Raw genomic sequence first — 20544 nt, 5'->3', positions numbered from 1 at the left:
TAGGGGCTCGCTTCTGCACTCCGGCCGGGGTAGTGACCGTGCCGGACACGAGTGCGGTCTTTTGTAACGTGCGCGGCTGCGCGCGCATGCGCACTCGTGACGACGCGCAGCAGTCGTCGACTACGGTGCCGGGGCCGAGTCCGGAGGCGAGGCTGGCGGCGACTCCGGCGCCGAGCGCTGGAGCCGCTGAACGATGTCGAGAAGGGCGACGCGGTACTGCGGCGCGGACTGGTAGTCGGGATGCGTCGCCACCTTCACCAGGTAGCGCGGCGGCCCGAACTCGTCCGCCCCGCGATCGAGGTCGTCGGACCGGCGGTCGTCCAACCGATAGCTGTTGATCGGGAATCCGAGGTAGTCGGTGCGCCGCCAGAGGTTGATCCAGGCGACGGAGCCGTCGGGCTGGGTGAGCATTTCGACCAGCGACGGGTCGTCGGCGTCCGACCGGCCCACGACGACGGGGTCGCCGTCCTGATCGAGCTCGACCTGCGTGAACCACGGGTCGCCTTTGGCAAGCAGCGGACGCCGTGAGCCGAGGGTGCCGAGCGCATCCGGGCCGAACAGCTCGGGGAAGAACCGCCCGAAGTACACCCGCAGCTGCGCGCCGTACGTCAGCAGGCCGACGTTCCGGAGCCGCGCGGAGTCGGCCGGCCGGAGGGTGAACAGCGTGGAGACGGCGAGCACTGCGCCGAGGCTGTGTGCCGAGAGCACTACGCTGAACGGCCGCGGCTCCGCAAGGGCCTGCGCCTGCTGTTCGTCGAGCCACCGCTGGCGCTCCTCGAGGTCGAGCCCCTCCGGCGGCTGCAGGTCGTGGGTGAGCCAGTCGGTGACGCGGTCGCGCAGCTCCGGGACGACCCGCTCGGCGTAGCAGGGCGGTCCGAACGGGTGCCCGGCGCGCGGGAGGAAGCACATCAGGTCCCACAGCACGCTGATGGGCCGCTCCGTCGCGGTAAGGGCGTTCTCGACGATGACCGCGAGGATCGCCGCCGCGATGACGGTGAGCGCCGGTCCGACCAGCGCATCGATCGCCCGGAAGGGCGCCGAGTACGAGACGGCGAGCGCCACGACGAAACCGACGGCGAGAAGAGCGGCCAGGATGCCGAAGACCGGCTCCCCGCGATGCATCAGCGCGGCCAGCCGTCGCGCCCGCAGGATCTTCAGCGCCAGCCGGTCCGCGGTGGTGCTGGCGGCGATGCGACCGTCGCGGTACGCATCCACCTGTTCCAGCAGGGGCCGGCGGCCATCGCGGGTCCGCGGGGTGGTGAGGAGCGGCATCCACCGGAGGAGCGAGAGAGCCAGGGCCGCCACGACGAGCGCGAGGGCTAAAGCGATGAACGGGAGGACGTCGCCGAAGTTGTGGTAGACGATCGGCGGACGGAGCACGCCGTGGGGCGGCGCGGCGCACCCGCACGGGGACGAGCCGCTCACCATCCAGCCCTGCACGCCCAGCACCAGGAGCGTCGACAGGATCATCGCCGCACCGAGCGAGAGCAGCATGAGGACGCCGGGTCCCATCCCCGCCCATCCTTCGGCACGGAAGCGCTCCGGCGGCCCGTCGCGACGGCTCCTGCGGGATCTCGGCCACCACCAGACCGCGAACAGCTGCGCCAGCGTGAGGACGGCGGCGGCGATGAAGAGAGGCGACCGCAGCGGGCCCGGATCGCCGTCCTGCGTCGCGGGGTTCTGGGCGACGGCCGCCAGGAACGCCAGCCCCGCCCCGGCCATGAGGACGATGGATAGCGTGTGCGGCACTCCGCGCCGCCACCCCAGCGCGGAGATGCAGATCGCGAGCAGCACCCCCAGGATGATGGAGGGCGCCGTCGCCAGCCCGAGGAACGCTCCGGTCCCCGACACCTCGTACTGTCCGCCGGTCCAGAGGGAGGCGCCGACGAAGAGATAGACGACGACAGCGGCCACCAGGACCCACGCCGTGATCACTCCCGTGCGGCGGAGGCGGTCGCGGAGGTACTCGTCCACCGCGACCTGCCCGGGGTTGGTCGTCTCTGCGAGAGCCCCCACGAGCGCGATGGCGACCACCAGCCCGGCCGCAGCGACGATCCCTCCGATCAGGATCGGGAGGTCACCGGTCCGCGCGGCCGCACCGAGGCACTCCGTCGAGACGAACGTCTGCAGCTTCGCGCACGCTTCGGCACCGGAGAACATCCGATCCCAGGCGAGCAGCAGGGCGACCAGGAGGAAGGCTGCGGCCAGGTGCAGCCGCTCGGTGGGCGAGCCGACCCGCGCTGTGCGCCAGAAGCCCTCCGAGGCGAGCGGGCGCACCTTGCCGGTGCGCGTGACACCGCGGCCCCCCATCCGGCTCGCTGCGTCGAAGATGGCGGCCTCGTACCGCGCCCGCGCCCTGCGCGACACCAGGAACAGCAGCAGGACGCCGGCGACCGGCACCAGCGACAGGACCGCCAGCTGCGGCCCGCGCCAGCTGAGCGGCGCCGTGCCGAAGAACCCGGTGAACCAGCCGGGGAGCGCGGTGCAGGCAGTGCCGCTCACGCACTGGATGCCGAGGTCCAGACTCACGGAGCCGAGCGCACACACGTACAACAGGGTCAGGCCGAGCGCGAAGATCCGGAGCGATGCGCCGCCGACTCCGGCGTTCCACTCGCCACCGGGACGCTGGGTCGGGATGCGGCGCGTCCAGTATGCCGCGTTCGCCAGGCCGAACGGCGCAAGCAGCAGCCACGCCAGTTGCACGAAGAGCTGCCCGATGAAGAGCAGCGGGCCCGAGCCGAAGCGCGCGAGACGCCCCCACGAGTACGCCTCGGTGCGCACCCCGGCGGGTGGAACGGCCGGGTCGACGGCGCCGGGGGCCTCATCCGGATCGCGCTCGGTCTCATCCTGCTTCGGCGCCCACCAGAAGCCGCCGTTCTCATCGCCCTGCGTCTGTCGCAGCTCGCTCTGGTCACGGCCGAGCATCTCGGTCGGCGGCGTGTTCTTGATGCCGTGGATGCGCAGCTCCAGCACGCGATGGGGCCACTGGCCCCCCGATGCCTCGTCGCTCATGCGTCCGCCGATCGTCCGTTCGACGGCCGCAGACTACTCCGGCCGCTCCGACGTCGGCCACATGGCGCATCCACCTGTAGCAGTCGCGGGCCGCACGGCGTACTGTCCCTGTTATGAGCAACCCAGAGCAGCCGATCGGCGACGTACGCGAGAACCTCGAGGGCAGCTACACCGAGGTCGACGGTGAGGCGCCGCACGAGCGCACAGTCCACGGTCAGTACACCGAGACCGACGGCGTCGGCCCGGAAGAAGTGGTCGAAGGCTCCTACACGGACGTGGAAGAGCCGGTCGACGCCCCCGACGGCGAGTACACCGAGGGCGACTACGACGAGCCGTAGGCCCGTCGTCGTCAGGCCGCCCGGGGTCAGGCGTAGCGCTTGCGCGCCTTCTCCGCCTGAGCCTTCGCCTTCTTGCGCGCCTTCTTCACGTCCGGCGAGTTCCAGAACGACGTGAGGGAGGCGGTGAGCTGCTCGTAGCGCTCACGGCCGGCGCGGGCGCCGAGGAGGTACGCGGCGGCGAGGAGCACCAGGATGAGAAGAGTCTTGGGTCGCATGCCCCGACGCTAGCCCTCAGCCTGCGGTCTGTGAAGAGCCGTACGCCAGGCGGTGCAGCAGGGCGTGGACCGGGCTGGACAGGAACAGCAGGAACAGCCACCACAGGTTGACCGCGGGCACCACGACGGCCAGGACGAGCGCCAGGGTCATGATGATCACCTCGGCGATGCCACGCGTCTTGTCGATGTCCGCACGTGCCTCCACCGTCATCAGGTCGGGGTATCGGTACAGCACTCCGCCGATCAGCCGCGTCGCGACCGTGGCCACCAGCATGTCGCCGATGTAGAGCGCGTACACCTCGGGACGTTCTCCTCTGCTCACCGACAGCACGTTCGCGGTGAACGGGATGGCGACGATCGCGAGCAGCCAGAGGAAGTTGAACCACACGATCCCCTGGTTGTAGTCGCGGACGGTCTCGAAGATGTGGTGGTGGACGACCCAGAACCGCGCGATGACGGCGAACGAGACCACGAAGGCGAAGATCTCCCAGAAGTTCGCGTCGACGAACTCGCTGAACGACGACCGGCCCATGTGCCCGGCGGCATCCACGAGCGGCAGGATCAGCAGCGTGATCGCGATCGCGACCGTCGCATCCGAGAAGTTGACGAGCCGGTCGAGCCCGCGCTCCGTCCTGATCGCCGCCATGCCGTCATTCTGCCGTACGGGTCAGTCCAGCAGGCCGAATTCGAGGGCGCGGCGGACCGCCGAGGTCCGGTCCGAGACGCCGAGCTTCTCATACGCCCGGCTGAGGTAGGTCTTGACGGTCGCCTCCCCGATGAACAGCTGCGATCCGATGGCGGCGTTCGTGAGGCCGTCCGCGGCCAGGCGGAGCACGTTGATCTCCTGTGCCGACAGCGCCGGGGCGGCTTGCCTACCCTGCACTCGACCGAGCAGCGCGGTGGCCGCCGACGTCGCGAGCACGGTCTGGCCGGCCGCGGCCGAGCGCACCGACCGGGCCAGCTCCGCCGGGGCGATGTCCTTCAGCAGGTAGCCGCTCGCCCCGGCCTCGATGGCACGCAGGATGTCCTGGTCCGTCTCGTACGTCGTGAGGACGACGACGCGGGTGGCGGGATGGGCGGCCACGATCGCGCGGGTCGCCTCGACGCCGTCGCCACCCGGCATGCGCAGGTCCATGAGCACGAGGTCGGGGTGCAGCTCTCCGACCAGCGCGACCGCCTCCGGCCCGCTGCCCGCCTGCCCGACCACCTCGATGTCGTCGTAACCGTGCAGCATCCCGCGGATGCCCTCGCGCACGACGGGATGGTCGTCGGCCAGGAGGATGCGGATCATGCGGTCACCTGATCGGACGCGGCGGGGGCCGGCGCGGGCAGCATCGCGCGGAGCCGCGTCCCCTCGCCTGGAGCCGTCGTCAGCTCGAACGTACCGCCGACCTCGCGCACGCGGGCCTGCATCCCGTCGAGGCCGTAGCCCTCGCGGGGCGCGGAGGCGTCGAAGCCGTTCCCGTCGTCGCGGACGTCGAGGGTGACAGCGCCCGCGGGGTAGCCCAGCACGACCTGCACCGATCCGGCCCCGGCGTGCTTGCGGACGTTGGCCAACGCCTCCTGGAACACCCGCAGGGCGACGACCTCGACGGCCGGTGGTGCGGGATGCGGTTCGCCGGTGACCGCGAAGGCCACCGGAACGCCGGTCTCCTCCTCGAACCGTCCGGCGACGCGACCCAGTGCCTGCTCCAGGGTGGACTCCTCCAGCCGTCCTGGGGTGAGGGCGGCGATGATGCGGCGCGACTCCTGAAGGTTCTCCTGCGCGGTCTCGGTCATCAGCTCGACGTGGCGGCGCGCCGTTGCGGGGTCCGTATCCAACTCGCCCTGGACCGCATGGCCGAGGGTGACGATGCTCGTGAAGCCCTGCGCGAGCGTGTCGTGCATCTCGCGGGCGATCCGCTCGCGCTCGGCCGCGGCGCCCTGCTGCTCCGAGAGCTCCGCGATCTCGCGCTGCTGCTCGCGGAGTCGGTCGATCAGCAGCCCGCGCTCCCGGCTCTGCTTGGTGACGGCCGTGATCCGGTTGCTGAAGTAGATGGAGACGGCGATGATGAGCACCGTCAGACCGAGCGTCCCTGCGATATCTCCCGGCGCCAGGTCGCCCACGAACCAGCGCACCGCCACACCGCCGACGTTGATCGCGACGATCGCCACCGCGGCCGGAACGGCGGACAGCACGAGGAAGAACTGCGGCGACAGGATGAAGAGCGCGATGTTCGCCCAGGTGTTCAGTCCGTAAGCGACGAAGTAGACGGCGGTGGCAATCCCGACATACAGCCAGGCGCGCCAGGTGTCGCCCCGGATCCCGGCGCGGCTCGGCCGCGCGAGGAACCAGTAGACCGGGAAGAGCGCGAGCACGAGGGCGGCGGAGGTGACCGTGCGCGGGTAACCGCTGACGGGGTTCGCCAGGATGAGGACCACCGACGCGAAGGTGGCGGCGGCGGAGTACCCGATCCAGTCCCCGAACCAGCGGTCGTCCACGCGCTCTGCCACGATCAGACTGTAGCCCGGTCGGCCGTCGGCTCGGCGTTCGGCTCGACCGCCTCGGGGAGCGAGGTGCGGCCCGCCGGGTAGAAGACCCCCACCACCGCGACGACCGCCATGGCGGCGGCCATGCCCCAGAACGCCCACTGCACGGCGCCCGCGTAATCGGCGCGGACCACGTGCATGATCTGCTCCTGGATCGCCGCCGGGACGTTGGCGATCCCGTCGCTGCTTCCAGAGGCCCCGCTGATCCGGGCCACCGCATCCTGCGCATCCGCCGCCGAGCCGCCGAACTTCGCGAACGAAGCGGTGAGCAGGTCGGTCAGCCGGGACGTCACGATCGTGGTGAACACGGCGAGGCCGAGGGCGCCGCCGAAGTTCTTCATGGTCTGCGAGATCGCACTGACCTCGCCGTAGCTCGCGCCGATCGCGCGGTTGACGGCGTCGGTGGAGACCGGGCTGAACATGAGACCGATGCCCGCACCGGCGACGACGATCGGCCACGTCTGCGGGTTGAAGAAGGCGTCCGCGTGGATCGACAGGTCCGTTGCCGAGGTGGCGAGCCAGCCGAAGCCGATCGCGCCGACCACACCGCCGACCAGCACAACCATCCGCGCGCCGTGCTTGTCGAAGCGCACGGAGCCGATGCGGCTGGCGACCACGAACCCGATGAAGAACTTGAGGAACAGCAGGCCGGTCTCGGCAGCGGACAGCTGCAGGGAGACCTGCCCGTACACGCTGAGGAAGAAGAACATGCTGATGAAGGCGATGGAGGCGAACAGTGTCGCGACGGTCGAGAGCGCGAAGCCCCGGTCGCGGAAGGCCGCGATGCGGATCAACGGCTGACGGATGCGCCGCTGCAGCACCACGAACAGCACGAGGAGCGCCGCGCCGAGGAGGAGGGACGCGATGACCGCGGGGCTGCTCCATCCCCAGGGGCTCGCCTGCTGGAGGCTGAAGACGACCAGCCCCATCCCCGCTGCGACGACCGCCGCACCCAGCCAGTCGATGCGCTCGTGACGGCGCTTCGACGGCCGGGCCGCCACCGCCACGATGAAGAAGGCCGCGACGGCGATCGGCACGTTGACCCAGAAGATCGCGCGCCAGGTCCAGACCGTGAGATACCCGCCGGCGATGGGGCCGATGGCGGTCATGGCGCCGGTGATGGCGAAGAAGATCGCCATGGCGCGCCCGCGGCTCTCGCGGGCGAAGCCCTCGACCACGATCCCGATCGCGGCGGGGAACATGATGGCGCCGCTGATGCCCTGCAGCGCGCGGGCGGTGACGAGCCACGGCTCGGCCAGGTCGCCGGAGGGGGCGAGACCGCACAGCAGGGACGTGATGCCGAACCCGGCGATGCCGACCAGCGCCATGCGCTTGTGGCCGATGACGTCGGCGACGCGCCCGCCGAGCAAGAAGAACGCCGCGGTGGTGAGCAGGTAGACGTTGACCGCCCACTGCATGCCGTCGTGGCTGAGGCCCAGGTTCTGCTGGATGGTCGGGGCCGACAGCGCGACGATCGTCTGGTCGATGGTGGTCATCGAGACGGCGAGGATGAGGCCCGTCAGGGCCAGGGTTGACGACTTCATACCCACAGCCTCGCGGTTGCGGCGCGTACTGCGGCACCGGCGGGTGGACGTCACCCGTGTCCGCCGATCGGTGGACGCAGCGCTACGGTCGATCGGCCTCAGCGGTCGCCCATCCGGGACGCAGCTGCTCGATCCCGTCGAGGATGACGTCGAGACCGGTCGCGAACTCCGCGTCGTAGTCGTAGCCGGCGCTGCCCAGCTCCGCGACCACCTCGAGCAGGTACGGGAACGCGGCCGCGAACTCCGGCGGGGTGGCCTCCAGCTTCTGCTGGGCGACCTCCCCCGACTCCTCGGGGGTCTCGAACGGCAGCGTCTTCTCCTGCAGCGCGAAGCCGTACACGTAGGCGTCGAGCACCGACGTGACGTGCACCGTGGTGCGGAACGAGAATCCCGAGCGGCGGAGGCAGCCCATCATCGCGTTGTGCTGCATGAGGTTCGCGACACCCGGCCGCAGCCGCGCCTCCATCATCCCGACGGCCCAGCGGTGGCGCAGCAGGGCGTCGCGCAACGAGACCGAGCGGCGGCGCATCGCGTCGCGCCAGCCGAGTTCGGGCGAGGGCGCTTCGACCTCGGCCCAGACGCGGTCGACCATCCCGTCGAGAAGCTGGTCTTTGTTCGCGACGTGCTTGTAGAGGGCCATCGGGACGACGCCCAGGCGCTGCGCGAGGGTGCGCATACTGAGCGCGTCGAGGCCGCCGCTGTCGGCGAGGGCGACTCCCTCGTCGACGATGCGCTCGGGAGTGAGCGGCTGCCGAGTCGGCGCCGCCTCGTCTCTTGACATGGTGTACAGCGTACACCTATCCTCGGAATCAACAGGTGTACGCCGTACACCTTCCTATCGAGAGGTTCCTCATGGACCAGGATCGTCGCCGCTCGCTCGCCGCGGGCGTGCTGTTCCTCCTCACCTTCGCCACATCCATCACCGGCGCGCTGCTGTACGGACCGGTGCTGAGCGACCCCCACTTCGTGCTCGGCTCAGGCGCGACCGGCGCCGTGCTCGCCGGCGCACTCTGCGAGATCGCCCTCGTCATCGCCAATCTCGGCACCGCCCTGGTGCTGTACCCGGTGCTGCGCCGGACCAGTCCCTCCCTCGCCCTCGCCTACGTCGTCGCACGGGTGATGGAATGCACGCTGATCGCGGTCGGCATCCTCAGCCTGCTCACGATCGTGACCCTGCGGCAGGACGGCGTCACGGGCTCAGTCGACGCGGCAGCGGTCGTCGTCGCGCAGGCGCTCGTCGCACTGCACGGCTGGACGTTCCTGCTCGGGCCCGGCTTCGTCGTCGGGATTGGGAACGGCCTGCTCCTCGGCTGGATGCTGTACCGCGCGCACCTGGTGCCCCGCGGCTGGGCGCTCATCGGGATGATCGGCGGCCCGATCCTGTCACTGTCGGGCATCGCCGTGCTCCTGGGCGCCTACGACCAGGTCTCGCCGTGGTCGGCGCTCGCCACGCTGCCCGAGTTCGTGTGGGAGGCGTTCCTGGGCATCTACCTGACGGCGCACGGGTTCCGGAGGAGCGCGCCGCGCGTCGACGAGGCGTCCGCCCCTACGCCAGTGATGCAATGAAGTCCTCGATCGATGTCACGGTCGCGCCGCTCCGCGGGAAGACCCTCTCGGTGAGCACGCGGTGCACCTCGGGGTCGGAGTCCCAGCAGCCGTCCTCGAGCACTACGAGCCGGTAGTCGCGGTCGGCGGCGTCACGGATCGTGGACAGCACTACCCCCGCGGTGACGAGGCCGGTGAGCACCAGCGTGTCGACCCCCCGCAGGGCGAGCTGCTCGGCGAGGTCGGTGGTGCCGAACGCACCCACCCGTTGCTTCCGCACCACGATCTCGCCCGGAGCGGGCGTCAGTCGCTCGTCGAGCTGCGTGGCGGGGCTGTCGGCGTCCAGGCGCACGGCGGCACCCGCGAAACGCGAGGTCGGGGGAACGCGCTCCGCCTCCTCGGCGGTCAGTGCCACCCGGACGTACCCGATCGTCAGACCTGCTGCGCGCGCGGCGGCTCGAGCGCGGACCAGGCCCGCCACGAAGGCGTCGCCGTCCGGGTGCCGGGCGAGGATGCCGTGCTGGACGTCCATGATGAGCAGAGCGGTGCGATGGGGGTCGCGCACTAAATCGTTCACATACGTAAACTACCTGCCCGGTGCCGGGAGGCGGCTCAGAGACCGAGCGACTTCTTGATGAGCGCCTCAGCGTCGTCGGTCTCGGCGGCGCGCTCGGTCGCCTCCTGGTTCGCCTCGGTCACGGCTTTGACCACTTCGTCGCGCTGGATGCGGATGCCGCGAGGAGCGTCGATGCCGATCCGGACACCGTCGCCGCGCGCGTCGAGGATCGTGACGACGATGTCGTCGCCGATGAGCACCCGCTCCCCCGCCTTGCGCGTCAATACCAGCATCGCCCCAGCCTATCCGCCGGGCGGCGCGTCCAGCCACAGCACCGGAACACCCAGCAGCTCGACGGACTCGGGCGAGGCGGTGAGGGAGGCGCCGGTCGCGGCCGCCGCGTCCACCGCGAGCACCGCATCCACCGCCAGGACCCACTCGGCGGTGTCCTCGTGCTTGCGGGTCGCGTCGACCGCGACCCACACCTGGTCGGGCGCGATGCCCGCGAGGTCGGCCGCGACCGTCGGGACCGAGCGGGGTCCTGCCAGCGGGAAGGCGGCGACGATCGGGATCTCCCGCCGGACGCCGTCTGCGCGCGCGGCCAGCGCATCCCGGCGGTCCACGACGCGCTGCACCTCGGCGCCGGCGTCGGCGGACGCGGCGAGCACGCGGGCGGCCTCGTGCGCATCCCCGCCGAGACCGATCACGAGCGTGAGATCCCCGCGCCCGCGCAGCCGCGCCGGAGGCGGCCCTGCCGGCGCAGCGGAACCCCTCTCGTCACCCCCGCCGAGTTGCGACAACATGTCACCACTCGGGGCCGATGGGAGCAACGAGTCACGACTCGGCGGCGCGGGATCGGGGTCGGGGGCGGCGGGGGCGGAGGTGGGTGCGGCCAGGTCGGGGGCGTCGACGGCACGGACGAGGTCGTCGAGCACGGCCTGGAAGGCCAGGGACGACGTCGAGACGGCCGGCAGGACGTCGTCCGCACCGTCTACCCACTCAGGCCGCGATCGACTCCGCACCGCGGACCACCCCCACGGTCTCGATCGCGGCCTGGACGGCCGTCACCTCCTGGTACGACAGCACCGCGAGGCCGGAGATCTGCCCCGCCACGAGCCGCCGGATCGCGGGGCGCAGCGCCGGGGCGCAGACGAGCACCGCCGAGACGCCCGCATCGTCCAGCCGTCCGGCGGTGTCGCGGACGGAGGCGAGCACCGCCTCCAACCGCACCGGGTCGAGCACGATCTGCATGCCGCCCTCCGACGGCCGCAGCCCCTCCAGCATCGACTGCTCGAGTCCGGGATCGATCATGATGACGCGGAGCGTCCCCGCGTCGATGTGCGGTGCGACCACCGCCGGCCCGAGCGCCGTCCGCGCGGCCTCGACCAGTCCCTCGGGGTCGTTCGAGACCTTCGCACGTAGCGTCAGCGCCTCCAGGATGCGCGGCAGGTCGTTGATCGGGACCTGCTCGGCGAGCAGCCCCTGCAGCACGCGCTGCACCTCCGCGAGCGACAGCAGTGCCGGGATGAGCTCCTCCACCGCGGGCGGGTTCACCTGCTTGACGCCCTCGGTGAGCAGGCGGACGTCCTCCCGGGTGAGCAGCCGCGCTGCGTTCGCCGTGATGATCGACGACAGGTGCGTGATGAGCACCGAGACGCGGTCGATCACGGTCGCGCCGCCGAGCTCGGCACTGTGCCGCATCTCGGATGGGATCCACTTCGCCGGCAGGCCGAACACCGGCTCCACCGTGGGAGTTCCTGGCAGGTTGTCGAGCGCATCGCCCAGTGCGAGGACGCGTCCCGACGGCGCCTGCCCGCGCCCTGCCTCCACCCCCGCGATCTTGATGACGTACGTCGACGGCGGCAGCTCTGCGCTGTCGCGGGTGCGCACCGGCGGCACGATGACGCCGAGTTCGAGGGCGATCTTGCGCCGCAGCGCGCGCACGCGGGCGAGCAGGTCGTCCGACGCGCCGCTGACGATGTCCACGAGGTCCGGCGCGAGCGTGATCTCGAGCGCGTGCACCCGCATCTGCTCGATCAGGTCTTCGGTCGTCTCCGTCTTCGTCGCGGTGGCGACCGCGTTCTGCGCCGCCTGCGCCTTCTTCTGTGCGGCCTGCGATGTCTTGATCCGCTGCGACGCGAAGATCAGGACCGCGCCGACCAGGACGAACGGGATGGGCGGCATCCCCGGGATCAGCGCCATCACGATGGCCGCGCATCCGGCGATCATCAGCGCGTTCCGCGACTGGCTCAGCTGGTTGCCGGCGGTGGTGCCCAGGTCGGACTCGGCGTTCGAGCGGGTCACGATCATGCCGGTGGACACGGCCATCAGGAGCGCGGGGATCTGCGACACCAGGCCGTCGCCGATGGTCAGCAGCGTGTACGAGTTGATGGCGTCGCCGAGATCCATGCCGCGCTGGATCATCCCGATCGCGATCCCGCCCACCACGTTGATGATGATGATCAGGATGCCCGCGATCGCGTCGCCCTTCACAAACTTCGACGCGCCGTCCATCGCGCCGTAGAAGTCGGCCTCGGCGGAGACCTCCGCACGGCGGGCGCGGGCCTGCTCCTCGGTGATGAGGCCGGCGTTCAGGTCGGCGTCGATCGCCATCTGCTTGCCCGGCATCGCGTCGAGGGTGAAGCGCGCTCCCACCTCCGCGACGCGCTCGGCGCCCTTGGTGACCACGATGAACTGGATGACCACCAGGATCAGGAACACCACCGCGCCGATGATGATCGACCCGCCGACCGCCACGTGCCCGAAGGCCTGGATGACCTGGCCCGCGAAACCGTCCCCCAGCACCAGCCGCGTGGAGGCGACGTTGAGCCCCAGCCGGAACAACGTCGCGACGAGCAGCAGCGACGGGAAGACGGAGAAGTCGAGCGGCTTCTTGACGAACATGGTGGTGAGCAGCACCACGAGCGCGAGCATGATGTTGACGATGATGAGCATGTCGAGCAGCCAGGACGGCACCGGCACGACCAGCAGCATGATGATGCCCACCACGCCGATCGGCACCGCGACCTTGGCAGCGAGACCCGTGTTCGGCTTCATGACAGCCCTCCTTGCAGCTGGGGTCGCATCGTGTGGATTCCGGTCGCCGAGCCGCGCTGCTTCAGCGACATGACGAACGCGAGCACGCGCGCGACGGAGTTGTAGAGCTCGACCGGGATCTCGTCGCCGATCTGGCAGCCCGCGTGCAGCGCGCGGGCGAGCGGGATGTCCTTCACGATGGGCACGCGCTCCTCCTCGGCCTTCGCCCGGATGCGCAGCGCGATCTCCCCGGAGCCCTTTGCGACGATGCGCGGCGCGGACTTGCCCGGCTCGTACTTCACCGCGACGGCGATGTGCGTGGGGTTGACGAGCACCACATCCGCCCCTCCGATCGCCGCGATCATGCGGTTGCGGCTCATCGCGAGCTGGCGCGACCGGCGCTGCGAGCGCACCAGCGGGTCACCCTCGCTGTTCTTGTTCTCGTCGCGGACTTCCTGCTTGCTCATGCGGGTGTGCTTGCGGTTGCGCCGCATCACGACCAGCACGTCGAGCCCCGCGAGCACGAGGCCTGCGCCAACGGCCGCCTGGAGGAGTCCCGCGGTGCCGCCGGTCGCCGCGGACAGCAGCGACGTGAGCGGCATCGACCCGGACGTCAGCAGCACGGGCATCAGCCCCTGCACGACGAGGAACAGCCCGATCGCGACCACGCCCGACTTGAGCAGCGTCTTGGCGCCCTCCCAGAGCGCGCGCATCCCGAACACGCGGCCGAGTCCCTGCACGACGTTGAACTGCTCGTACTTGCCCTCGAGTTTCTTGAAGTGGATGCCGCCCTGCACCGCCGCCGCGCCCACCACGGCGAGCGCACCGACTCCGAGCAGCGGTCCGATCGTCGCCATGATGCTGCCGAGGCCCGCACCCAGCGCTGCGACGGCCTTGGCCGGATCCGGACTCTCGATGACCGAGCGGACGGAGAACAGCTGGTCGATGGCAGCCGTCGTCCCGGTCTGCAGCGTGAACGGCAGCATCACCGCCGCGGCGCCGACCCCCACCCAGGCGGTCAGGTCCGCGGACTTGCTGAGGCGGCCCTTCGAGCGCGCCTCCTTCATCCGCTTGTCGGTCGCCTTCTCGGTGCGTTCCTGCGCGTCGCTCACCGGCCCACCCCCAGCATCGTCTTGACCGCCGTGTCGGTGAGACCGGACACGACCCCGGGGAGGGCGACGAACACGATCGCCGAGAGCACCACCGTGAGCATGATCTTCAGAGGGAAGCCGAGCGAGAACGCATTGAGCGCAGGCGCCACGCGCGTCAGGAGGCCGAGCCCGACATCCGCGAGGAACAGCACGACGATGAGCGGGCCCGCGATCTGCAAGGCGGCGAGGAACATCTGAGTGACCCCGTTGACCATCTCCTTCGCGGGGTCCGCCATGCTCAGCCCGCTGGCCAGCGGGATGGCGTCGAACGACCGGACCAGGCCCCCGATGATCAGCTGGTAGCCGCCCGAGGCGAACAGCAGCGCGAGCGACGTGACCTGGAACAGGCGCGTGAACTGGGCTCCGTTGATCATCGACTGCGGGTCGAACGCCTGCGCGAGCTGGAAGCCGCCGAACAGGTCGATGAGGTTTCCCGCCGACTGGATGGCCGCGAAGACCAGGAACACCAGGAACCCGAGCGTTGCGCCCACCGCGAGCTCGCGGACCATGTCGAGGAGGAACGCACCGGTGTCGCCCGAGCTGTAGCCGGCACCCGCGCGCGGCGCGACGGCGACGGCCAGGCCGATCCCGAGCATCCCCTTCACCTGTGCAGGGAAGCCGTTGTAGGAGAACGGTGGCGCGATCACCAGGAACGCGACCATGCGTAGGGACGCCAGCGCGATGGCTTCGATCGAGCCCAGGTCGATCGGGATATTCATCAGCCGCCGCCCAGCAGCTGCGGGAGCTTCTCGAACAGCACATGGGTGAAGGTCACCAGCTCGGAGATCATCCACTGGCCGCAGATCAGCAGCGCGATCGCGACCGCCGCCGCTTTCGGCACGAAGGACAGCGTGACCTCCTGGATCTGCGTGATGGACTGCACCAGCGAGATCGCGAACCCGACGACGAGCGCGGTGATGACGATCGGGGCGGCCAGCTTCGCCGTCACCATGAGACCCTGCATGGCGATGTCGAGGACAGCGTTCGGATTCATCCCCCACCCCCGTAGCTCGTGATCAGGCTCGAGATGATGAGGCCCCAGCCGTCGACCAGGACGAACAGGAGGATCTTGAACGGCAGCGAGATCATCACGGGAGGGAGCATCATCATGCCCATCGACATCAGGGCGGCCGAGACCACCATGTCGATGACCAGGAACGGCACGAAGATCACGAAGCCGATGATGAACGCCGCCCGCAGCTCCGAGATCATGAAGGCCGGGATGAGGGTGAGCAGTGGAACGGAGCTCACGTGCTCCGGGTTCGGCCGGCCCGCCGCGCGCGTCATCAGCGCGATGTCCTCCTCGCGCGTGTGCGCCGCCATGAACCCGCGGAGCGGCGCCTCGGCGGCGTGCGCGGCGGCCGTGAAGTCGATATGGCCGGCGAGGTAGGGCTGCACAGCCGTGTTGTTGATGTCGACCAGCACCGGACTCATGATGAAGAGGCTCAGGAACAACGCCAGTCCGGCCAGCACCTGATTCGGCGGGATGGACGGCAACGCGAGCGCATTGCGGGTGATCGCGAGGACCACGAAGATCTTGGTGAACGACGACATCATCAGCAGCAGCGCGGGCGCGACCGAGAGCACCGTGATGCCGACGAGGGTGAGGATGGCGGCGTTGGGCGTGCCGTTCGGGCCGTTGATGTCGAGGGTGATGCCTCCCGTGCCGGCGCCGCCGGGTCCACTGGGACCGGTCGGCGTGGGGACGGGTGTCGGCACGGCGTGCGCGGCGTTGGCGCTGAGCAGCACGATCGCGACGGCGACGAACGCGACCAGGACACCGGCCAGGGCGAGGCGAGGGAGTCGCCCGGCGCGCGCCGTCACTTCTTGGGCCGCACCGCCGCACTCGCCTGACGCCACGTTGCCGGGGACAGGATCGAGCCTTTGAGTGCCTCGTCGAAGACCGAGGCGCGTCCCTGCGCCGTGAGGAAGTCGGCATCCTGCCTGGTGGTGCTGGTGGTGCTGGTGGTGCTGGTGGTGCTGGTGGTGCCGCCCGCGTCGCCGATCGGCGCTGCGTCGGTGGTGCCGGTCGCGGCCGCCACCTCCCGCACGGGCTTCAGCCGCGTCACGTCCGCATCCTGCGGACGATCGGCGGTGTGGAGCACGGAGACCTGACGTTCGGTGACGCCGAGCACGAAACGGTTGCCGTCCACATCCACGACGACGACCGAGGCCTTCGGGCCGATCCCCTGCCGCCCGACGACGGTCACCGCGTTGCCGCGACGCCTGCGAGCGGACGTCCGACCCTTCGTCACGCGGCGCTGCACGAACCACAGCAGCGCCACGATCACGCCGAGCACGACGAGCACGCGCAGGGCGATGAACAGGGTCTCCACGGAGCGCACTATCGGCCGCCGCTCCCTCGCCGTTAGGCGTTCGCCGAGGTGCACGTCGTGGCCGTTATTCGCGCGGAATAGCCGTCACGACGTGCACTTCGACGCCATAGGGGGCGCGGGGGGGCACGCGGGGGCGCGCGGGGGGGGGGGGGGGCTGGTTGCACGCGTCGTATCTATATGATCGGGCGGGACGAATGGGGATGAGCAGTGGGCGAAAGCGGTGAACCGGAGCGCACGCGGAGGTGGCGCCTCTGGGTGACGGTCACGGCGTTCGTCGTGCTGGCCGCCGCGGCCGGTATCGGCGCGGGCTGGACGTGGCGGGCGATCGCTCTGGAGGCCGTGGCGACGGCCGACCGTCAGGTCGTGGCCGCATCCACAGCGCTCGCCGAGGTCACCGACCAGCGCGGGAGCGCGATCGACAAGGCCCGCTCGGCGATCTCATCGCTGAGTGTGTTCACCGAGCACCCGCGTCCGGACTATCTGCCCGAGGCCGCGGCGACCGCCCTCACCGCGGCGCACGCGGAGCTGCAGGCGAAGAGCACGGGGCTCACCTTCGCCCCGTTCGACGCGCCCCACGCCTCCGCTGACGGGGGCGACCTCCTCCCGTGGACCGTGCTCGCAGACGTGCAGCACTCCGAGCAGGTGATCCGGCAGGAGCAGGCAGACCGGAAGTCCAAGGCCGCCGACCTCGCGTCCCTCAACGCGGCCCAGAAGAAGCTGGCGCAGGCCGCCGCCACCGTGTACACGGCTCTCGCGGCGCACGGCGAGCAGGTGCTGACGGCGGACACCGCCGCCTCGTATGCGAGCAAGGTCGAGCTCCGGCACGCGATCGACGGCGGCAAGGACGGCGTGATCTCGGCGCAGTTCGGCGGATCCGGGTTGCTCCAGCTGGTCTCGACGATCGACGGCGTGAACGTCGCCGAGGCCGCAGGCGAAGCCGCGAAGCAGGACCCGGCGTACCCGATCCGCGCCCAGATCGAGGACTACGCGCGTTCTATCGCCCACGGAGTCACGCTCGACTTCGAGTGGCACAAGGCCGTCAGCGGCCTCAGCGACGGCTGGTACTCGGGCACGACGCAGTACCGCTACGAGGACGGCGGCTGGGCGACCATCGACCTAAACTTCACCATCCAAGAGGGATGGACCGACGGCGACATCGACGCGAAAGCCGTGGTCACCCACGAGGTCGGTCACGCACAGGTGGTCCGCCCGGAGTGCAAGGCGCTGTTCGACGGTCCGGTGTTCAACGAGAACGACGAGATGTGGGCCACGGCCTGGGCCATCTCGATGGGTTTCGACGTCGGAGGCTCCGGGATCGAAGCGTACGGCCGTCCCTCGGACGAGCAGATCGCCGTCGCCGGCCAATGCCGGTGACCGGAACGGACCGACCGCTGGGTCGTCAGTCCAGGTCTTCGGCCGTGTCGAGGATCTTCGTGATCCGCACGGCGTAGTCCTGGTCGACCACGACGATCTCGCCGTGGGCGATGAGCCGGCCGTTGAGCAGCACATCGGCGGGCGAACCCGCCGAGCGGTCCAGCTCGATGACAGCGCCCGGCTCCATGGCCAGCACATCCCGGACCGCCATGCGCGTGCGCCCGATCTCGACGGTCAGGGCCATCTCCACGTTGCTGATGCGGGCGAGCTTGCCTCCCAGCGGGGTGCCCCCGGAGCGCTCGGCGACGGATGCGCGGCCGCGCACCGCGAACCAGCCCGCGACACCCGCAGGACCGGACAGGGCGAACACCGTCGTGGCGGGATCGGCGAAGAGTTCCGCGGCGTCCTCGGCACGGGCGTCGTCGAGCACACCCGCGCCGAGCGTGTCGCTCGCTGCTTCGAGCGCGGGCTGCAGCACATCCTGCAGGGCGACGACCGGTGACCCGTCAGCACCCTCGTCGACCAGCTGCGGCGCCTCCAGCAGCACGACGGCGAGGTCGGCCGAGACCGCGCCGACGAACGTCGCGACCACGGCCGGGACGCCCGCCCGCACATCCGACCCGCTCGTGAGCAGCGGGGTGAGGGATGCCCCCGTCGGCAGCACCCGGGCGAGTGCCTCGGCGGCCGCCTGGGCCTGGCCGAGGGAGAGTCCGGCGGCGTTCGCGATGCTGGTCATGCTCATGGTTCAGTCCTCTGTGTTGATGATCACGCAGGCGAGGCGCGAGCCGCTCGAGCCGAGGCCGGCCGAGGCGACGGTGTGTCCGCCGACGGTGAGGTCGAAAGGTCGGTGCTGCGGATGCGGCAGCGGGAGCAGGTCGCCGACGGAGAGGCCGAGGACCACGCTCGGCCGCACGGTCGCCGGGGTGAGGCGCAGTGCCACATCCACCGGGACGTGGGCCAGCTGTGCGTCGACCAGCTCCCGTGCATTGTCCGCACTGTGGGTGGGGTTGGTCTCGCCGAGCTGCGGCAGCAGGGCGACGGCCGGAATCGCCACCGTCGCCCGGGCCGTGTTCTCGCCGACCCGGAGTTCGAAGCCGGCGACGACCATCAGCTCGGACGTCGCCGCCGCCTGCGCGAACTGGGAGTTGTACTGGATGGCGTCGACCGCGATCGGCGTGACCAGGAGCGAGCCGAGCGAGTAGTGCAGGTCCTCGAGCGCGTCGTCCATGAGCCGCCGGACGAGCGCTTGCTCGATCTGCGTGAAGATGCGCTCGTGGTCGACGGGCGTCCCCTGCCCGCCGAGCATCGCGTTCACCCACGACAGGGCCGCGATCGTCGGGAACTGGATCACGGCCTTCGGCGCGGTGTGCTCCAGCTCGCACAGCACCATCGCGGTGGTGGCGGGGAGCGACGCCGCGTACTCGTCATACGTCTGCATCTGGACGGAGTCGCACTCCACCTGGCTGAGCACGCGGACTTTGGCCGTCAGCTGCGTCCCCCACTGCCGGGCGAACGTCTCGAAAGCCAGCTCGAGCACCCGGGAGTGCTCGCGCGCGAGCGTCGTCGGCCGCCGGAAGTCGTAGACCGGCGCCTCGGGCGCATCGGGCGCCGGGGCCTGCAGAGTCGTCACGGGAGGGACTATCGGCCGCCGATCCCGTGCCGTTAGCGGCGTCCGCGGAAACGCCGGTCCCCCTAACGACCGACCGGGCCGCGCCGATAGTGCACTCGTGACGGCTCACCCGGAGCCGAGACCAGGATTCGCGCCCATGATCGTCGTCACCCGACTGAACGACACCCAGTTTGCGGTCAATCCCGACCTCATCGAGCGCATCCACGCCAGTCCGGACACCACTCTCGTCATGGTCGACGGGGCGAAATTCATCGTCACCGAGTCCATCAGCGAAGTGATCGAGAAGATCGCCGCGTACCGGGCGCGTGTGATCGCCCTCGCCCATGACCTCCCCAGCTTCGGCCCGCGCCCCGTGCCCGCGCCGCCGCTGGGACTCGTGGCGCTGACCGGGCTGGAAGACGACGAAGCGGTGGAGGCTCACCCCGAGGCCCGCGCCGTCCCCCTTCGAGCAAGGAAGAAGTAATGGACCCGGCAACGATCATCGGTATCGTCATCGCTTTCGGCGCCGTCGTCGCGATGGTGACGATGGAGGGCGCTCACCTGAGCTCGCTCCTCCTCCCCGCGCCCATGGTGCTGGTCTTCGGGGCCACCATCGCCGTTGGGATCGCGAGCGGCACGATCAAGGACTTCCTGATCGCCGTGAAGGCGCTCCCCCGGGCACTCCGCGGCAAGATCGAGCCGCCGCAGCAGGTGATCGACCAGGTGGTCGGCCTGGCGGAGAAGGCGCGCGCCAACGGCCTGCTCGCGATGGAGCAGGAGGCGGAGGGCGTCGACGACCCCTTCCTCAAGCGCGCACTGCAGAACATCGCCGACGGCACGGACGGCGACGAGCTGCGCGTGCTGCTCGAGGACGAGATCGCCACCCGCTCGAAGAAGGACCGCGTCGCCGCCAAGTTCTTCAGCGCCATGGGAGGCTACGCGCCGACGATCGGCATCATCGGAACGGTCGTCTCGCTGACGCACGTGCTCGAGAACCTCGCTACCCCCGGCGAGCTGGGCCCGCTGATCGCGAGCGCCTTCGTGGCGACCCTGTGGGGTCTGCTCTCGGCCAACTTCCTGTGGCTGCCGCTCGGTGCCCGGCTGCGCCGGCTCTCCGAGCTGGACGTCGAGCGCATGACGCTGCTCATGGAGGGCGTGCTGGCCGTGCAGTCCGGCAGCCAGCCGCGCCTCCTCGGCGAGCGCCTGCGCGCCATGGTGCCCGGCGGCGACGCCGAGAAGCCCGCGTCGAAGAGCTCCAAGGCGTCGCGCGCGAAGGAACCGATCGAAGAAGCGGCCTGA

Annotated in this window: 23 protein-coding genes; 5 read left to right on the top strand and 18 right to left on the bottom strand. The window is 70.4% G+C overall.

Going from position 1 to position 20544, the window contains the following annotated elements; translation table 11 throughout:
* Positions 1-120 precede the first annotated feature (120 nt).
* On the bottom strand, positions 121-3012 hold the full coding sequence (locus P3F85_RS16745) for a hypothetical protein (RefSeq protein ID WP_374008972.1): 2892 nt from the start codon (positions 3010-3012) through the stop codon (positions 121-123).
* 113 nt (positions 3013-3125) lie between these two features.
* Between P3F85_RS16745 and P3F85_RS16740 the strand changes: the two genes are divergently transcribed.
* Complete coding sequence (locus tag P3F85_RS16740) at positions 3126-3350, top strand: hypothetical protein (protein ID WP_374008971.1); 225 nt, start codon at positions 3126-3128, stop codon at positions 3348-3350.
* Positions 3351-3376: 26 nt separating this feature from the next.
* Here the strand turns inward: P3F85_RS16740 and P3F85_RS16735 are convergent, their stop codons facing one another.
* The 6 genes from P3F85_RS16735 to P3F85_RS16710 all read right to left on the bottom strand — a co-directional run bounded on the left by P3F85_RS16735 (position 3377) and on the right by P3F85_RS16710 (position 8419).
* Entirely contained in the window at positions 3377-3565 is a 189-nt protein-coding gene (locus tag P3F85_RS16735) for a hypothetical protein (protein WP_374008970.1), read from the bottom strand.
* 16 nt (positions 3566-3581) lie between these two features.
* The gene (locus tag P3F85_RS16730) at positions 3582-4211 is read right to left on the bottom strand and encodes a TMEM175 family protein (protein ID WP_374008969.1); all 630 of its coding nucleotides are present in this window, start codon (positions 4209-4211) and stop codon (positions 3582-3584) included.
* Between the two features lie 21 nt (positions 4212-4232).
* Positions 4233-4856: a response regulator gene (locus P3F85_RS16725; RefSeq protein ID WP_374008968.1), complete on the bottom strand. Its 624-nt coding sequence runs from the start codon at positions 4854-4856 to the stop codon at positions 4233-4235.
* Positions 4853-6058, bottom strand: a complete 1206-nt coding sequence (locus tag P3F85_RS16720; protein WP_374008967.1) for a sensor histidine kinase — start codon at positions 6056-6058, stop codon at positions 4853-4855. Before P3F85_RS16720 ends, P3F85_RS16725 begins: the two co-directional genes overlap by 4 nt.
* Positions 6059-6060: 2 nt before the next feature.
* The gene (locus tag P3F85_RS16715) at positions 6061-7638 is read right to left on the bottom strand and encodes an MFS transporter (protein ID WP_374008966.1); all 1578 of its coding nucleotides are present in this window, start codon (positions 7636-7638) and stop codon (positions 6061-6063) included.
* A gap of 82 nt (positions 7639-7720) precedes the next feature.
* Positions 7721-8419 (bottom strand): TetR/AcrR family transcriptional regulator C-terminal domain-containing protein, encoded by a 699-nt coding sequence (locus tag P3F85_RS16710; RefSeq protein ID WP_374008965.1) that lies wholly within the window; start codon positions 8417-8419, stop codon positions 7721-7723.
* A gap of 71 nt (positions 8420-8490) precedes the next feature.
* Between P3F85_RS16710 and P3F85_RS16705 the strand changes: the two genes are divergently transcribed.
* Entirely contained in the window at positions 8491-9204 is a 714-nt protein-coding gene (locus P3F85_RS16705; protein WP_374008964.1) for a DUF4386 domain-containing protein, read from the top strand.
* Here the strand turns inward: P3F85_RS16705 and P3F85_RS16700 are convergent.
* From P3F85_RS16700 to fliO, 9 genes are read right to left on the bottom strand one after another with little or no spacing between them, the layout of a single operon-like run.
* Positions 9185-9748, bottom strand: a complete 564-nt coding sequence (locus P3F85_RS16700) for a cysteine hydrolase family protein (RefSeq protein WP_374008963.1) — start codon at positions 9746-9748, stop codon at positions 9185-9187. The two genes, P3F85_RS16705 and P3F85_RS16700, sit on opposite strands and share 20 nt — an antisense overlap.
* A 47-nt stretch (positions 9749-9795) precedes the next feature.
* A complete protein-coding gene (gene csrA, locus P3F85_RS16695; protein WP_374008962.1) occupies positions 9796-10032 on the bottom strand; it encodes a carbon storage regulator CsrA in 237 nt (78 codons plus the stop codon).
* A gap of 9 nt (positions 10033-10041) precedes the next feature.
* The gene (locus tag P3F85_RS16690; protein WP_374008961.1) at positions 10042-10761 is read right to left on the bottom strand and encodes a hypothetical protein; all 720 of its coding nucleotides are present in this window, start codon (positions 10759-10761) and stop codon (positions 10042-10044) included.
* Positions 10739-12796: a flagellar biosynthesis protein FlhA gene (locus P3F85_RS16685; protein WP_374008960.1), complete on the bottom strand. Its 2058-nt coding sequence runs from the start codon at positions 12794-12796 to the stop codon at positions 10739-10741. Before P3F85_RS16685 ends, P3F85_RS16690 begins: the two co-directional genes overlap by 23 nt.
* A complete protein-coding gene (locus P3F85_RS16680) occupies positions 12793-13887 on the bottom strand; it encodes a flagellar biosynthesis protein FlhB (protein ID WP_374008959.1) in 1095 nt (364 codons plus the stop codon). The genes P3F85_RS16685 and P3F85_RS16680 overlap by 4 nt, the downstream gene beginning before the upstream one ends.
* Positions 13884-14645, bottom strand: coding sequence for a flagellar biosynthetic protein FliR (locus P3F85_RS16675; RefSeq protein ID WP_374008958.1), 762 nt, complete (start codon positions 14643-14645; stop codon positions 13884-13886). The genes P3F85_RS16680 and P3F85_RS16675 overlap by 4 nt, the downstream gene beginning before the upstream one ends.
* Positions 14645-14920: a flagellar biosynthesis protein FliQ gene (gene fliQ / locus P3F85_RS16670; RefSeq protein ID WP_374008957.1), complete on the bottom strand. Its 276-nt coding sequence runs from the start codon at positions 14918-14920 to the stop codon at positions 14645-14647. Before fliQ ends, P3F85_RS16675 begins: the two co-directional genes overlap by 1 nt.
* The gene (fliP, locus tag P3F85_RS16665; RefSeq protein WP_374008956.1) at positions 14917-15786 is read right to left on the bottom strand and encodes a flagellar type III secretion system pore protein FliP; all 870 of its coding nucleotides are present in this window, start codon (positions 15784-15786) and stop codon (positions 14917-14919) included. The genes fliQ and fliP overlap by 4 nt, the downstream gene beginning before the upstream one ends.
* Positions 15747-16262, bottom strand: coding sequence for a flagellar biosynthetic protein FliO (gene fliO / locus P3F85_RS16660; protein WP_374008955.1), 516 nt, complete (start codon positions 16260-16262; stop codon positions 15747-15749). The genes fliP and fliO overlap by 40 nt, the downstream gene beginning before the upstream one ends.
* 207 nt (positions 16263-16469) lie before the next feature.
* Between fliO and P3F85_RS16655 the strand changes: the two genes are divergently transcribed.
* Positions 16470-17636 carry a hypothetical protein gene (locus P3F85_RS16655; RefSeq protein WP_374008954.1) on the top strand — a complete coding sequence of 389 codons (1167 nt, stop codon included), beginning with the start codon at positions 16470-16472 and terminating at the stop codon, positions 17634-17636.
* A 25-nt stretch (positions 17637-17661) separates the two neighbouring features.
* On the opposite strand, the gene fliN is transcribed toward P3F85_RS16655, so the two are convergent.
* Complete coding sequence (gene fliN, locus P3F85_RS16650; RefSeq protein ID WP_374008953.1) at positions 17662-18378, bottom strand: flagellar motor switch protein FliN; 717 nt, start codon at positions 18376-18378, stop codon at positions 17662-17664.
* 3 nt (positions 18379-18381) lie between these two features.
* The gene (locus tag P3F85_RS16645; protein ID WP_374008952.1) at positions 18382-19266 is read right to left on the bottom strand and encodes a flagellar motor switch protein FliM; all 885 of its coding nucleotides are present in this window, start codon (positions 19264-19266) and stop codon (positions 18382-18384) included.
* 136 nt (positions 19267-19402) lie between these two features.
* Here P3F85_RS16645 and P3F85_RS16640 point away from each other — a divergent pair, with 136 nt between their 5' ends.
* Positions 19403-19729, top strand: a complete 327-nt coding sequence (locus tag P3F85_RS16640; protein ID WP_374008951.1) for a flagellar FlbD family protein — start codon at positions 19403-19405, stop codon at positions 19727-19729.
* Positions 19729-20544: a motility protein A gene (locus P3F85_RS16635; protein ID WP_374008950.1), complete on the top strand. Its 816-nt coding sequence runs from the start codon at positions 19729-19731 to the stop codon at positions 20542-20544. The genes P3F85_RS16640 and P3F85_RS16635 overlap by 1 nt, the downstream gene beginning before the upstream one ends.

It is taken from the genome of Leifsonia sp. T36S-04 (assembly GCF_042465655.1).
Lineage (GTDB): Bacteria > Actinomycetota > Actinomycetes > Actinomycetales > Microbacteriaceae > Leifsonia.
This window is presented reverse-complemented; position numbering and strand designations above follow the sequence as displayed.